At 69.3% G+C, this 14,435-nt stretch carries 10 protein-coding genes and 1 tRNA gene; 10 read left to right on the top strand and 1 reads right to left on the bottom strand.

Going from position 1 to position 14,435, the window contains the following annotated elements:
- Positions 1 to 31 precede the first annotated feature (31 nt).
- The 5 genes from ABZE72_RS03095 (at position 32) to pyk (ending at position 9,224) form a co-directional block, all read left to right on the top strand.
- On the top strand, positions 32 to 643 hold the full coding sequence (locus ABZE72_RS03095) for an SCO family protein (RefSeq protein WP_372727557.1): 612 nt from the start codon (positions 32 to 34) through the stop codon (positions 641 to 643).
- A 1-nt stretch (position 644) separates the two neighbouring features.
- Entirely contained in the window at positions 645 to 1,532 is an 888-nt protein-coding gene (lgt, locus tag ABZE72_RS03100) for a prolipoprotein diacylglyceryl transferase (RefSeq protein WP_372727558.1), read from the top strand.
- A gap of 166 nt (positions 1,533 to 1,698) precedes the next feature.
- On the top strand, positions 1,699 to 6,243 hold the full coding sequence (gene gltB / locus ABZE72_RS03105) for a glutamate synthase large subunit (RefSeq protein ID WP_372727559.1): 4,545 nt from the start codon (positions 1,699 to 1,701) through the stop codon (positions 6,241 to 6,243).
- Positions 6,236 to 7,702, top strand: coding sequence for a glutamate synthase subunit beta (locus ABZE72_RS03110; RefSeq protein WP_372727560.1), 1,467 nt, complete (start codon positions 6,236 to 6,238; stop codon positions 7,700 to 7,702). Before gltB ends, ABZE72_RS03110 begins: the two co-directional genes overlap by 8 nt.
- A gap of 58 nt (positions 7,703 to 7,760) precedes the next feature.
- Positions 7,761 to 9,224, top strand: a complete 1,464-nt coding sequence (gene pyk / locus ABZE72_RS03115) for a pyruvate kinase (RefSeq protein ID WP_372727561.1) — start codon at positions 7,761 to 7,763, stop codon at positions 9,222 to 9,224.
- Between the two features lie 29 nt (positions 9,225 to 9,253).
- On the opposite strand, the gene ABZE72_RS03120 is transcribed toward pyk, so the two are convergent.
- Positions 9,254 to 9,326, bottom strand: a tRNA-Leu gene (locus tag ABZE72_RS03120).
- Between the two features lie 44 nt (positions 9,327 to 9,370).
- Between ABZE72_RS03120 and ABZE72_RS03125 the strand changes: the two genes are divergently transcribed.
- The 5 genes from ABZE72_RS03125 to ABZE72_RS03145 all read left to right on the top strand — a co-directional run bounded on the left by ABZE72_RS03125 (position 9,371) and on the right by ABZE72_RS03145 (position 14,412).
- A complete protein-coding gene (locus ABZE72_RS03125) occupies positions 9,371 to 9,973 on the top strand; it encodes an ANTAR domain-containing response regulator (RefSeq protein WP_372727562.1) in 603 nt (200 codons plus the stop codon).
- A gap of 176 nt (positions 9,974 to 10,149) precedes the next feature.
- Entirely contained in the window at positions 10,150 to 11,463 is a 1,314-nt protein-coding gene (locus ABZE72_RS03130) for a branched-chain amino acid ABC transporter permease (protein WP_372727563.1), read from the top strand.
- A 12-nt stretch (positions 11,464 to 11,475) separates the two neighbouring features.
- A complete protein-coding gene (locus ABZE72_RS03135) occupies positions 11,476 to 12,666 on the top strand; it encodes a branched-chain amino acid ABC transporter permease (protein ID WP_372727564.1) in 1,191 nt (396 codons plus the stop codon).
- 1 nt (position 12,667) lies between these two features.
- Positions 12,668 to 13,636: an ABC transporter ATP-binding protein gene (locus ABZE72_RS03140; RefSeq protein ID WP_372727565.1), complete on the top strand. Its 969-nt coding sequence runs from the start codon at positions 12,668 to 12,670 to the stop codon at positions 13,634 to 13,636.
- A complete protein-coding gene (locus ABZE72_RS03145) occupies positions 13,633 to 14,412 on the top strand; it encodes an ABC transporter ATP-binding protein (RefSeq protein ID WP_372727566.1) in 780 nt (259 codons plus the stop codon). The genes ABZE72_RS03140 and ABZE72_RS03145 overlap by 4 nt, the downstream gene beginning before the upstream one ends.
- Positions 14,413 to 14,435 lie beyond the last annotated feature (23 nt).

Below are 14,435 nucleotides of genomic sequence, written 5' to 3' on the forward strand. Positions count from 1 at the left end.
CTGACCGCCGACCTGGCCGCGGGAGTACGCCGTGCGTAGGGTCCCGGTCCTGGTCGCGCTCGGCACCGCCCTCGTGCTGCTGCTGACCGCCTGCGGCGGTGGCGCCACCCCGGAGCAGGAGTTCCGCGGCGCGGTCCTGACCGAGCCGTACGAAGTCGCGCCGATCGCGCTGACCGACACGTCCGGGCAGGAGTACTCCCTGGCCCGCGACACCGACAAGCCGCTCACCCTGGTCTTCTTCGGCTACATCAACTGCCCCGACATCTGCCAGGTCGTGATGGCCTCGCTGGCCTCGGCGATGACCCGGCTGGACGAGGACGACCGTGCCCGCGTGGACGTCGTCTTCGTCACCACCGACCCGGCGCGTGACACCCCCGAGGCGCTGCGCACCTACCTCGACCGTTTCGACCCCTCCTTCATCGGCCTGACCGGCGACCTGGACGAGATCGTCGCGCTCGGCGAGCCGCTCGCGGTCGCCGTCGAGCAGGGCGAGAAGCTGCCCAGCGGGGGGTACGAGGTCACCCACGGCACCCACGTGACCGGCGTCGACGGCAACGACGAGGCGCCGGTGGTGTGGACCCAGGGGACCTCGGCCGCCCAGTTCGCCAGTGACATCCACCAGCTCCTCGGCCAGAAGGGCTGACATGCTCCCGCTCCTCACCGCCCTGTCCATCCCCAGCCCCTCCTCGGGGATCTGGTACCTCGGCCCGGTGCCGATCCGCGGCTACGCGCTGGCGATCATCGCGGGCATCCTGGTCGCCATCTGGATCGGGGAGCGGCGCTGGGTCGCTCGCGGGGGACGGTCCGGCGACATCAGCGACCTGGCCGTCTGGGCGGTTCCGTTCGGCCTGGTGGGCGCCCGGATCTACCACGTGCTGACCGACAGCGCGCTCTACTTCGGCGACGGTCGCAACCCCGTCGAGGCGCTCTACATCTGGCGTGGCGGGCTGGGCATCTGGGGCGGGGTCGCCCTGGGGGCCGTCGGTGTCCTGATCGGGGCTCGTCGCAAGGGCATCCGGATCCTGCCGGTGCTCGATGCGATGGCGCCCGGTGTCCTGGTCGCCCAGGCGCTGGGGCGCTGGGGCAACTGGTTCAACCAGGAGCTCTTCGGTTCTCCCACCACGCTGCCGTGGGGCCTGGAGATCGAGCCCGACCTGCGACCCCTGGGCTACTTCGAGTACGCCACCTTCCACCCGACCTTCCTCTACGAGTTCGGGTGGAACCTCGCCGCCTTCGCCGTGGTGATCTGGGCCGACCGTCGCTTCCGGCTCGGTCACGGCCGGGTGCTGGCGCTGTACGTGATGGCCTACACGCTGGGGCGTGGCTGGATCGAGACGCTGCGCATCGACGACGTCCAGCTCGACGACGTGCTGGGCCTGCGGCTCAACGTCTGGACCTCGATCGTGCTCTTCTTCCTGGCGGCGGCCTACTTCGTCGTCAGCTCCCGGCTGCGACCCGGCCGGGAGACTGAGGTCTATCTCACGGGACGGGCCCCCGCCGGCGACGACTCCGAGGCGGAGACGGCCCGCTGAGCCACTGTCCGGGACTCAGTCGTCCCGGATCCGCCGGCGACGGCGGTGATAGCCTGACCCTTCGCTAGGGCCAATGTCGTCCCCTGCTTGCCACTGCACTGATGACCTGCCCGTCGTCCCGGCTCCGGCTGGGACGAGGGCACAGACGACGACGGGAGAATGCCCGGTGCCTGCTCACTCCGCATTCCCGCCGCCCCAAGGGCTCTACGACCCCCGCCACGAGCACGATGCGTGTGGCGTGGCGTTCGTCGCGACCCTGACCGGCGTTGCCAGCCACGACATCGTGGCCCAAGCTCTCACCGCCCTGCGCAACCTCGAGCACCGCGGTGCCGCGGGCGCCGAGCCCAACTCCGGTGACGGTGCCGGCATCCTGATGCAGGTGCCGGACGCCTTCCTGCGTGCGGTCGTGGACTTCGAGCTGCCCGCGCCGTCGTCGTACGCCGTGGGTACGGCGTTCCTCCCGGGTGACGCGGAGGCGGTCGTCAAGACCCGCCGTCGGATCGAGGAGATCGCCGAGGAGGAGGGCCTGACCGTCCTCGGCTGGCGTGCCGTGCCGATCAACCCCGACGTGCTCGGCGCCACCGCCCTCGGCGTGATGCCCGAGTTCAGCCAGCTCTTCGTCTCCGGTGCCGACTCCCGGATCAGCGGGATGGCCCTGGAGCGGCGCGCGTTCTGCCTGCGCAAGCGGGCCGAGCACGAGACGGACGTCTACTTCCCCTCGCTCTCCTCGCGCACGCTGGCCTACAAGGGCATGCTGACCACCGACCAGCTCGACAACTTCTTCCCGGACCTGCTCGACGAGCGGATCGCCTCCGCGATGGCCGTCGTGCACTCCCGCTTCTCCACCAACACCTTCCCGAGCTGGCCGCTGGCGCACCCGTTCCGGTTCATCGCCCACAACGGCGAGATCAACACCGTGATGGGCAACCGGAACTGGATGCGGGCCCGGGAGGCACTGCTCGACTCCGACCTGATCCCGGGCGACCTGAACCGGCTCTTCCCGATCTGCACCCCCGGCGCCTCCGACTCCGCCTCCTTCGACGAGGTGCTCGAGCTGCTGCACATGGGCGGGCGCACCCTGCCGCACGCGGTGCTGATGATGATCCCCGAGGCGTGGGAGAACCACACCGAGATGGACGCCCAGCGGCGCGCCTTCTACGAGTTCCACTCCGCGATGATGGAGCCGTGGGACGGCCCCGCCTGCGTCGTGTTCACCGACGGCTCCCAGATCGGCGCGGTCCTGGACCGCAACGGCCTGCGACCCTCGCGCTACTGGGTCACCGAGGACGGGCTGGTCGTGCTGGCCTCCGAGGTCGGCGTGCTCGACCTTGACCCGGCCACGATCGTCCGCAAGGGCCGGCTCCAGCCCGGCCGGATGTTCCTCGTCGACACCGACGAGCACCGCATCATCGAGGACGAGGAGGTGAAGTCCTCGCTCGCCGCGGAGCACCCGTACGACGAGTGGCTGCACGCCGGCCTGATCCACCTCGACGACATCCCCGAGCGCGAGCACATCGTGCACACGCACGCCTCGGTCACCCGTCGCCAGCAGATCTTCGGCTACACCGAGGAGGAGCTGCGCATCCTGCTGACCCCGATGGCGAACTCGGGGGCCGAGCCGCTCGGGTCGATGGGCACCGACACCCCGGTGGCGGCGCTCTCGGAGAAGCCGCGGCTGCTGTTCGACTACTTCACCCAGCTCTTCGCCCAGGTCACCAACCCGCCGTTGGACGCCATCCGCGAGGAGCTCGTCACCTCGCTCAACGGCACCATCGGGCCGGAGGCCAACCTGCTCGAGCCGGCGCCCGCGTCGTGTCGCCAGGTGGTCCTGCCGTTCCCGGTGATCTCCAACGACGACCTGGCCAAGATCCGTCACATCAACCGTGACGGGGACATGCCCGGCTTCATCACCCACGTCTCGCGCGGCCTCTACGACGTCGAGGGTGGCGGCGCGGCCCTCGCCCAGCGGATCGACGAGATCTGCCAGGAGGTCTCCGAGGCGATCGCCGACGGGGCGCGGATCATCGTGCTCTCGGACCGGCACTCCACCGCCGAGCTGGCGCCGATCCCGTCGCTGCTGCTCACCGGCGCCGTCCACCACCACCTGGTCCGGGAGAAGACCCGCACCCAGGTCGGCCTGCTGGTCGAGGCCGGCGACGTCCGCGAGGTGCATCACGTCGCGCTGCTCGTCGGGTACGGCGCCGCAGCGGTCAACCCCTACCTCGCGATGGAGTCCGTCGAGGACCTCGCGCGGGAGGGCTACTACGTCAAGACCGACCCCGACGCGGCCGTGAAGAACCTGATCAAGGCGCTCGGCAAGGGTGTCCTCAAGGTGATGTCGAAGATGGGCGTCTCCACGGTGGCCTCCTACACCGGGGCGCAGATCTTCGAGGCGCTCGGCCTCTCGCAGAGCGTGGTCGACAAGTACTTCACCGGCACCACCTCCAAGCTCGGCGGCATCGAGCTCGACACGATCGCCGAGGAGGTCGCCCGGCGCCACGCCACGGCGTACCCCCGCGGCGGCATCGCGCCGGCGCACCGCGAGCTCGAGATCGGCGGCGAGTACCAGTGGCGTCGCGAGGGCGAGCCGCACCTGTTCGACCCCGAGACGGTCTTCCGGCTCCAGCACGCCACGCGGGCCGGGCGCTACGACGTCTTCAAGCAGTACACCGAGCGGGTCAACGAGCAGTCGGCCCGACTGATGACGTTGCGCGGGCTCTTCGACTTCAAGGACGCCTCCGCGACCGGCCGTGGGCCGATCCCGATCGAGGAGGTCGAGCCGGTCTCCGAGATCGTCAAGCGCTTCTCGACCGGGGCGATGTCCTACGGCTCGATCAGCAAGGAGGCGCACGAGACCCTCGCGATCGCGATGAACCGGCTGGGCGCGAAGTCCAACACCGGTGAGGGCGGCGAGGACCCCGATCGCCTCTACGACCCGGAGCGCCGCAGCTCGATCAAGCAGGTCGCCTCCGGTCGCTTCGGCGTGACCGCGGAGTACCTGACGAACTCCGACGACATCCAGATCAAGATGGCCCAGGGCGCGAAGCCCGGCGAGGGCGGACAGTTGCCCGGGAACAAGGTCTACCCGTGGGTGGCCAGGACCCGGCACTCCACGCCCGGCGTCGGCCTGATCAGCCCGCCCCCGCACCACGACATCTACTCGATCGAGGATCTCGCCCAGCTGATCCACGACCTGAAGAACGCCAACCCGAGCGCCCGCGTCCACGTGAAGCTGGTCTCCGAGGTCGGCGTCGGCACGGTCGCGACGGGCGTCTCCAAGGCCCACGCGGACGTCGTGCTGATCTCCGGCCACGACGGCGGCACCGGCGCGGCTCCGCTGACCTCGCTCAAGCACGCGGGCGGACCCTGGGAGCTCGGCCTGGCCGAGACCCAGCAGACGCTGCTGCTCAACGGGCTGCGGGACCGGATCGTGGTGCAGACCGACGGTCAGCTCAAGACCGGTCGTGACGTGATGGTGGCGGCGCTGCTCGGTGCCGAGGAGTACGGCTTCGCCTCGGCCCCGCTGGTCGTCTCCGGCTGCATCATGATGCGGGTCTGCCACCTCGACACCTGCCCGGTGGGGGTCGCGACGCAGAACCCGGTCCTGCGCGAGCGCTACTCCGGCAAGGCCGAGTACGTCGTGAACTTCTTCGAGTACGTCGCCGAAGAGGTCCGCGAGCTCCTCGCCCAGCTCGGCTTCCGCACCCTGGACGAGGCGATCGGGCGGGTCGAGAACCTCGACATCGTCGACGCCGTCGAGCACTGGAAGGCGTCCGGGCTCGACCTGACGCCGATCCTGCACCGTCCCGAGCTCCCCGAGGGTGCGGCGCTGCGCAACGTCACCGTCCAGGACCACGGACTGGACAAGTCGCTCGACGTGACCACGCTGGTGCCGATGGCCCAGCCGGCGCTCGAGAACGGCGAACCGGTGCGCGGGCGGGTGGAGATCCGCAACGTCAACCGCACCGTCGGCACGATCCTCGGCCACGAGGTCACCAAGAAGTACGGCGGCGAGGGCCTGCCCGACGGCACGATCGACCTGACCTTCCACGGCTCCGCCGGTCAGTCGTTCGGCGCGTTCGTGCCCCGCGGCATGACCCTGCGCCTCGAGGGCGACGCCAACGACTACGTCGGCAAGGGCCTCTCGGGCGGCCGGATCGTCGTACGTCCCGACCGGACGGCGACCTTCGACGCCAGCCAGCAGATCATCGCCGGGAACGTGATCGCCTACGGTGCCACGTCGGGCGAGATCTTCATCCGCGGCGGGGTGGGGGAGCGGTTCTGCGTCCGCAACTCCGGCGCCCGTGCGGTCGTCGAGCGTGTCGGCGACCACGCCTGCGAGTACATGACCGGCGGCCGGGTGGTCGTGCTGGGCAAGACCGGGCGCAACATCGCGGCCGGCATGTCCGGCGGCATCGCCTGGGTGCTCGACCTCAACGAGGGCCGGGTCAACCGCGAGCTCGTCGAGCTCGGGCCGGTTGTCGGCGACGCCGCCGTCGAGCTCGAGGAGCTCGTCCGCGCCCACGCCGAGGAGACCGGCTCCACGCTCGCCGAGGAGCTGCTCGCCGACTGGGAGACCTCCCTGACCCGCTTCACCGAGATCATGCCCGCCGACTACCGGCGCTCGCTTGAGGCGAAGGCCAAGGCCCTGGAGGCCGGCCTGGACGAGAACGAGACCGCCCACGCGATGATGGAGGCCCTCCATGGCTGACCCGAAGGGATTCCTGAAGAACGGCCGCGAGGTCGCCCCCCGGCGGCCCGTCGAGGAGCGGATCCACGACTGGAACGAGGTCTACCCCGACGGGATCGGCCGCGCTCTGCTGCCGATCATCACCACCCAGGCCGGACGCTGCATGGACTGCGGCATCCCGTTCTGCCACCAGGGTTGCCCGCTGGGCAACATCATCCCGGAGTGGAACGACCTGGTCTGGCGTGACGACTGGGAGGGCGCCATCGAGCGCCTGCACGCCACCAACAACTTCCCGGAGTTCACCGGTCGGTTGTGTCCGGCCCCGTGCGAGACCGCCTGTGTCCTGGGCATCAACCAGGACCCGGTCACGATCAAGAACGTCGAGGTCGCGATCATCGACAAGGCGTGGGAGTCCGGTTTCGTGCGGCCCCAGCCGCCCGAGTGGCTCTCCGGGAAGACGGTGGCCGTGATCGGCTCCGGCCCGGCCGGCCTGGCCGCGGCCCAACAGCTCACCCGTGCCGGTCACACCGTCGCCGTCTACGAGCGGGCCGACAAGATCGGCGGCCTGCTGCGCTACGGCATCCCCGAGTTCAAGATGGAGAAGAAGCACCTCGACAAGCGCCTGGACCAGATGCGCCGCGAGGGCACCATCTTCCGGGCCGGGGTGGAGGTCGGCGCCGACCTCACCGCCGACAAGTTGCGCGACCGCTACGACGCCATCGTGCTGGCCATGGGCGCGACGCAGGCCCGCGACCTCCCGATCCCGGGGCGTGAGTTGTCCGGGATCCACCAGGCGATGGAGTTCCTGCCGCAGGCGAACCGCGCGGCGCTCGGCGAGGAGGTCGAGGGCCAGATCCTCGCCACTGACAAGCACGTCGTGATCATCGGTGGCGGTGACACCGGAGCGGACTGCCTGGGCACCTCCACCCGCCACGGGGCGGCCTCGATCACCCAGCTGGAGATCATGCCGGAGCCGCCGCAGAGCCGACCGGCGAACCAGCCGTGGCCGACCTACCCGATGACCTTCCGGGTCTCCTCGGCGCACGAGGAGGGCGGCGACCGCGTCTACGCCGTCTCCACCCAGGAGTTCCTCGGCGACGAGGACGGCAACGTCCGGGCGCTGCGCCTGGTCGACGTGGTCTTCGAGGGCGGCAAGCTGACCGAGATCGAAGGCACCGAGCGCGAGATCCCCGCGGACCTCGTCCTCTTCGCCATGGGCTTCACCGGCCCGGAGCAGGACGGACTGGTCGACCAGCTCGGGGTCGAGCTCGACGAGCGGGGCAACGTGGCCCGCGACTCGTCGTACCTCTCCTCGGTGCCGGGCGTCTTCGTCGCGGGTGACGCCGGTCGTGGTCAGTCGCTGATCGTCTGGGCGATCGCGGAGGGGCGGGCCGCAGCGGCGGCCGTCGACACCTTCCTCACCGGGTCGACCACGTTGCCGGCGCCCATCCCGCCCACGGAGCGTCCGCTGCTGGCCTGATCGACCCTGGGGCCGATTCGGTTGTTGGATCGATCCAAGGGTCCGCTAGGCTCAGCGGGTGCGCAAAGCCAAGATCGTCTGCACCCTCGGCCCTGCAACCGCCCCGGAAGGTCGCGTCCGTGAGCTCGTGCTCGCGGGCATGGACGTCGCCCGGCTGAACATGAGCCACGGCAGCCATGCCGACCATGCGGAGGCCTACCGGCAGGTCCGGGCGGCCTCCGACGAGACCGGCAAGGGGGTCGGGATCTTCGCCGACCTACAGGGCCCGAAGATCCGGCTCTCGACGTTCGCCAACGGCCCGGTGCTGCTCGAGCGAGGTCAGGCCTGGACGATCACCACCCGGGACGTGCCCGGCGACGCGGTCGAGGCCGGGACGACGTATGCCGGCCTGCCCGGCGACGTGCAGGCCGGCGACCCGATCCTGATCGACGACGGCAAGGTGCGGCTGCGGGTCACCTCGGTGTCCGGGCAGGACGTGCACACCGAGGTCGAGGTGGCCGGCAAGGTCAGCAACCACAAGGGCATCAACCTGCCCGGTGTCGCCGTGTCGGTGCCGGCGCTGTCCGAGAAGGACATCGAGGACCTCCGCTTCGCCCTGCACCTGCGGGTGGACTTCGTCGCCCTGAGCTTCGTGCGCGACGCCCGCGACGCCGAAGACGTGCGGGCGATCATGCGCGAGGAGGGCGTGCAGCTGCCGGTGATCGCCAAGATCGAGAAGCCGCAGGCGGTCGAGAACCTCGACGAGGTGATCGCGGCCTTCGACGGCTTCATGGTCGCTCGCGGGGACCTGGGCGTGGAGTGCCCGCTCGAGGACGTGCCGTTCCTGCAGAAGCAGATCATCGAGAAGGCCCGGCTCAACGCCAAGCCGGTGATCGTGGCGACCCAGATGCTCGAGTCGATGATCACCAACCCGGCGCCGACCCGGGCCGAGGCCTCCGACGTGGCCAACGCCGTCCTCGACGGCGCCGACGCCGTGATGCTCTCCGGTGAGACCAGCGTGGGGGAGTTCCCCGTGCACACGGTCGAGACGATGGCCCGGATCATCTCCGCCACCGAGCTGCACTCCACCGAACGGCACGGGCTGGGGCGGGTCAAGGAGATCGACTGGGACCCGCACACCCGGGGCGGCGTGATCGCCAAGGCGGCCGCCGAGGTGGCCGAGAGGGTCCGCGCCAAGTACGTCGTCGCGTTCACCCAGAGTGGCGACTCCGCGCGCCGGATGTCGCGTCTGCGCGAGGCCATCCCGATTCTGGCGTTCACGCCCGAGGCCTCGGTGCGCTCCCAGCTGGCGCTGAGCTGGGGGGTGGAGACCTTCCAGACCCAGCCGGTCGACCACACCGACGAGATGGTCCGTCAGGTCGACGAGCAGCTGCTCCAGATCGGACGGGTCCAGGAGGGCGACCTGGTGGTGATCATCGCCGGGAGCCCGCCGGGGATCCCCGGCTCGACGAACGCCCTGCGCATCCACCAGATGGGCGACGCCATCCGTGGCGTTGCGCCGGCGTACCGCCGACCGTTCTGACCCGCGTGGCGGGCGATGCTGGTGCTGGGTGCCCCGGGTGGGATTCGAACCCACACTGGACGGTGTTTGAGACCGCTTCCTCTGCCGTTGGGATACCGGGGCGCGGGGCGAAACGCTACCCGATCCTCGCCGGATAGCCTTGCCCGGTGAGCCCTACTGCCAACACCGTGCCCCGCAGCGTCGTCATCGCCGAGGACGAGGCCCTCATCCGGATGGACCTCGCCGAGATGCTGACCGAGGAGGGGTACGACGTCGTCGGCCAGGCCGGTGACGGCGCCCGGGCCGTGGAGCTCGCCGAGACCCTGCGGCCCGACCTGGTGATCCTCGATGTGAAGATGCCGATCCTGGACGGCATCGCGGCCGCGGAGCGGATCGCCAGCCAGCGGATCGCGCCGGTCGTGATCCTCACCGCCTTCGCCCAGCGCGAGCTCGTCGAACGGGCCCGTGACGCCGGGGCGATGGCCTACCTGGTCAAGCCCTTCTCCAAGGGCGACCTGGTGCCGGCGATCGAGATGGCCGTGAGCCGCTTCGCGGAGCTCTCGCTGCTGGAGCGGGAGGTCGCCGACCTCACCGAGCGGCTGGAGACCCGCAAGGCGGTGGACCGCGCCAAGAGCGTGCTGCAGGAACAGCTCGAGCTCTCCGAGCCCGAGGCCTTCCGCTGGATCCAGAAGACCGCGATGGACCTGCGACTCTCGATGCGACAGGTTGCCGAGGGGGTCGTGACGCACGGCCCGGACCTGACCGGATAGCCTCCCGCCCGGACGCGGTCATCGGGGGCTGGTCACGCGCACGTCTCGAGCGTGTCACGAGAGGGTCAAGACCGGAAAACGTCGCGACCCGTCCTTATCCATGTGGCGCACGCCACGTCTTTGCGCCCTAGACTGCCGGGGCGTACCCAGCCGGGTACGCGGGAGGAGAACTCAACTTGACGACACGACTCGTTGTCCGCGAGCGGACGCGGGGCAGAGGTGCAGCCGGGCTGGTCCTGACGCTGCTGCTGGCCCCGCTGGTCCTGCTCCTGGCCCCGGCCGCGCAGGCCGTGGACACCTTGTGCCTGCCTTCGGAGACCACTGCGTGCCTCGCCGGCACCGTGCGCACCGAGGAGGAAGTGGTGGCAGGTGTGGACCTGTCGATCACCGGCCCCGACGGTGTCGAACAGACCGTCACCACCAGCGACACCGGCAAGTGGAACCTCTCGGTCACCGAGCCGGGCAAGTACACCGTCGCGTTCGTCGAGGGAAGCCTCTCCGAGGAGCTGGTCGGGGGTGACGCGGTGGTGGTCAAGGTCAAGCTCGGCGGCACCGCGCCCGCGATCCTCGAGGTCCGCACCGCCGACTACCAGGCGTCCGAGACCTTCGGTGCCCAGATGATGCAGAGCTCGGTGAACGGGCTCCGGCTGGGCCTGCTCCTGGCGCTCGCCTCGGTCGGGCTCTCGTTGATCTACGGCACCACCGGGCTGTCCAACTTCGCTCACGCCGAACAGGTCGGCCTGGGCGGCATCGTGGCCTACGGCCTGATCAACCTGCAGGGGATGAACCTCTGGGTGGGTGGACTGCTGACGATCATGATCTGCGGCTTCACCGGCTGGTTCCAGGATCGGGTGATGTGGCAACCGCTGCGACGGCGAGGTCTGGGCCTGACCCAGCTGATGATCGTGACGATCGGTCTGTCGCTGGCGATGCAGTACTCGTTCCAGTTCTTCGTCGGCGCCCGCACCGTGCGCGTCATCCAGGACAACCCCACGATCCGCGAGATCGGTCCGGTCGTGCTGACCAACCAGTCGCTGGCGGCGATGGGGATCTCGATCGTGGTGCTCTCCGCGGTCGGCTTCGCGCTGCTGCGCACCCGGGTGGGTCGCGCCACCCGCGCGGTCTCCGACAACCCGGCGTTGGCCGCGGCCTCGGGGATCGACGTCGACAAGGTGATCCGGCTCGTCTGGACGGTCGCCATGGCGCTGGCCGGGCTGTCGGGGATCATGTACGCCCTGGTCACCAACGGCATCAAGTGGGACTCGGGGCTGCAGATCCTGCTGCTGCTCTTCGCAGCCGTCACCCTCGGTGGTCTCGGGACCGCCTTCGGTGCCCTGGTCGGGTCGATCATCATCGGCCTGGTCGTGGAGATCTCGCCCGTGCTCGGCATGCCCGGTGACTTCAAGTACGCCACCGCGCTGCTGATCCTCATTCTTCTGCTCCTGGTCCGACCACAAGGTCTGCTCGGTCGCCCCGAGCGGGTCGGTTAAGGAAGGGCTGTCATGGACCTCATCCAGTCGATTCTGAACAGCATGCTGCGCGAGGCGATCTCGCCGCAGACTGCTGCCGTCGCCATTGCGGCGATCGGTCTCAACGTGCACTTCGGTTTCACCGGGCTGCTCAACATCGGTCAGTCCGGCTTCATGCTGCTCGGCGCCTACGGTTTCGCCATCTCGATCGGGTACGGGATTCCGCTCCCGATCGCGATCCTGATCGGTTTCGGGGCCTCCCTGGTCTTCGCACTCGTCCTCGGGGCGCCGACGCTGAAGCTGCGCGGTGACTACCTCGCCATCGTGACGATCTCGGCCGCCGAGATCATCCGGTACGTCGGGCGGTCGGCGTTGCTGACCGACTTCACCGGCGCGGCCCAGGGCCTGCAGGGCAAGTCGTACCGTGACCCGTTCACGAACCTGTCGTTCTTCGGGGACGGCAGCACCATGCTCAGTGCCTTCAACTACAAGGACGTGGCCGACGGCTCGACGCTCGTGCGCGGCCTCGCCTGGCTGCTCCTGGCGTTGGCGATCGTGGCCCTCGTGCTGGTGCTGCGGCACAAGCGACCGGGCAGCACCAGCCCGATGCACCGCTTCGGTCGCCCGGTCGTGCTGACCCTGCTGATCGCTCTGATCGCATTCCTGCCGTTCTTCCTGATGCCGGTGACCTACCAGAACACCGGGGTCAACGGCTGGTGGGTGCGCACCATCGCCTGGTTGCTCGTCGCGGCCAGCCTGCTCGTGGTCTGGCTGCTCGTGCGCAGCCCGTGGGGCCGGCTGCTGCGCGGCATCCGCGAGGACGAGGACGCGATCCGCAGCCTCGGCAAGAACGTCTTCGCGATCAAGATGCAGGCGCTGGTCATCGGTGGTGCCTTCGGTGCCCTCGGCGGCATGCTCTACGTCCTGCCGTCCTCGGTGCAGCCCGACTCGATGGGCCGATCGCTGACGTTCTTCTGCTACACCGCCCTGCTGATCGGTGGCGCCGCCACGATCTTCGGCCCGGTGCTGGGCGCGATCATCTTCTACAGCGCTCGCATCATGATCAAGGGCATCGCCAACGGCTACGTGCCCGACAACATCATGAGCGGCCAGCAGACCGAGCAGTTCTCGTTCATCGTGGTGGGTGTCGCCCTCATGCTGATCGTGATCTTCCGGCCACAGGGAATTCTCGGCGACAAGAGGGAGCTCCGGTTCAATGTCTGACATGACGAGCACGACCACGGGTTCGCTCGCCGACCCCGCCGCTCGCGTCGCGCTGATGGCCGACGTGGAGCGGGTGCCGGGCTCCGCGAAGCCCGACCCGATTCTCAAGGTGGACAACATCGTGCGTCAGTTCGGCGGCATGACCGCCGTGGACGTCGACCACCTCGAGGTGCAGCGCGGGATCATCACCGCGCTGATCGGACCGAACGGTGCCGGGAAGACGACCTTCTTCAACCTGATCACCGGGTTCGACCGGCCGACCTCGGCCAAGACCGGCGCGCACTGGGAGTTCGACGGTGCGACGCTGGACAAGACCTCGGCCTCGAGCGTGGCCCGCGCGGGCATGGTGCGGACCTTCCAGCTCACCAAGGCGCTGAGCCGGATGACCGTCATCGACAACATGATGCTGGGCGCCCAGGACCAAGCCGGTGAGAACCTCTTCAAGTCCGTCTTCAAGCCGCTCTGGTCGCGGCAGGAGCGGGAGATCGAGGCCAAGGCCGAGGAGCTCCTCGACCGGTTCAAGCTGCTGGAGAAGCGCAACGACTACGCCGGCAGCCTGTCCGGCGGCCAGCGCAAGCTGCTCGAGATGGCGCGCGCGCTGATGTGCAACCCCAAGATGATCATGCTCGACGAGCCGATGGCCGGCGTGAACCCCGCGCTGACCCAGTCCCTGCTCGGGCACATCCAGTCGCTGCGCGACGAGGGCATGACCGTGCTCTTCGTGGAGCACGACATGCACGTCGTCCGGCACATCTCCGACTGGGTGGCGGTGATGGCGGAGGGTCGCCTCGTCGCCGAGGGACCGGCCGACACCGTCATGTCCGACACCGCGGTGATCGACGCCTACCTCGGCGCGCACCACGACACCGACCTCGGTGACGACTCCTTGCTCGACGACCAGGCTGCCCAGCAGCTGGCCGCCGAGGTCGCCGCCGAGGAAGCCCAGCGCCACGCTGAAGGGAAGTCATGAGCGAGCAGACCCAGACCCAGAGCGCCCCGGTGAACAAGGGGCAGGCGGTCGTCGAGGCCAAGGACGTCGTCGCGGGCTACCTGCCCGGGGTGAACATCCTCAACGGCTGCAGCCTGGTCGCCTACCCGGGCGAGATGATCGGGATCATCGGCCCGAACGGCGCCGGCAAGTCGACGCTGCTCAAGGCGATGTTCGGCCTGGTGAAGGTGCACTCCGGCAGCGTGATGCTCGGTGACCGCGACATCACCAACATGCGCACCAACCGGCTCGTCGAGCTGGGGGTCGGCTTCGTCCCGCAGACCAACAACGTCTTCCCGAGCCTCTCCATCGAGGAGAACCTCCGGATGGGGCTCTACATGCGCCCCAAGAAGGCGTCCGAGCGGTTGGCGGCGATGTGGGACCTCTTCCCGGTGCTGCACGACCGTCGCAACCAGTCGGCCGGTGCCCTGTCCGGCGGTGAGCGCCAGTCGCTCGCCATGGCCCGGGCGTTGATGATGGAGCCCTCGGTGCTCCTGCTCGACGAGCCGTCCGCCGGTCTGTCGCCGGTGCGTCAGGACGAGACCTTCCTGCGCACCCGACGGATCAACAAGACCGGCGTCTGCGTGGTCATGGTCGAGCAGAACGCGCGTCGCTGCCTGCAGATCTGCGACCGCGGTTACGTCCTCGACCAGGGCAAGGACTCCTACACGGGCACTGGTCGCGAGCTGGCCAACGACCCCAAGGTGATCGAGCTCTACCTGGGCACGCTCGCCGAGGACGTCGACGGCACCGACTGACCGCAACGTCGTCCATCACGAGG

Origin of the sequence: Nocardioides sp. (assembly GCF_041600255.1) — a bacterium.
GTDB lineage: Bacteria > Actinomycetota > Actinomycetes > Propionibacteriales > Nocardioidaceae > Nocardioides.

Coding starts and splice junctions, on each gene's coding strand:
- lgt (WP_372727558.1), top strand. CDS start 645: ATGCTCCCGCTCCTCACCGCCCTGTCCATCCCCAGCCCCTCCTCGGGG.
- ABZE72_RS03110 (WP_372727560.1), top strand. CDS start 6,236: ATGGCTGACCCGAAGGGATTCCTGAAGAACGGCCGCGAGGTCGCCCCC.
- ABZE72_RS03135 (WP_372727564.1), top strand. CDS start 11,476: ATGGACCTCATCCAGTCGATTCTGAACAGCATGCTGCGCGAGGCGATC.
- ABZE72_RS03140 (WP_372727565.1), top strand. CDS start 12,668: ATGACGAGCACGACCACGGGTTCGCTCGCCGACCCCGCCGCTCGCGTC.
- ABZE72_RS03145 (WP_372727566.1), top strand. CDS start 13,633: ATGAGCGAGCAGACCCAGACCCAGAGCGCCCCGGTGAACAAGGGGCAG.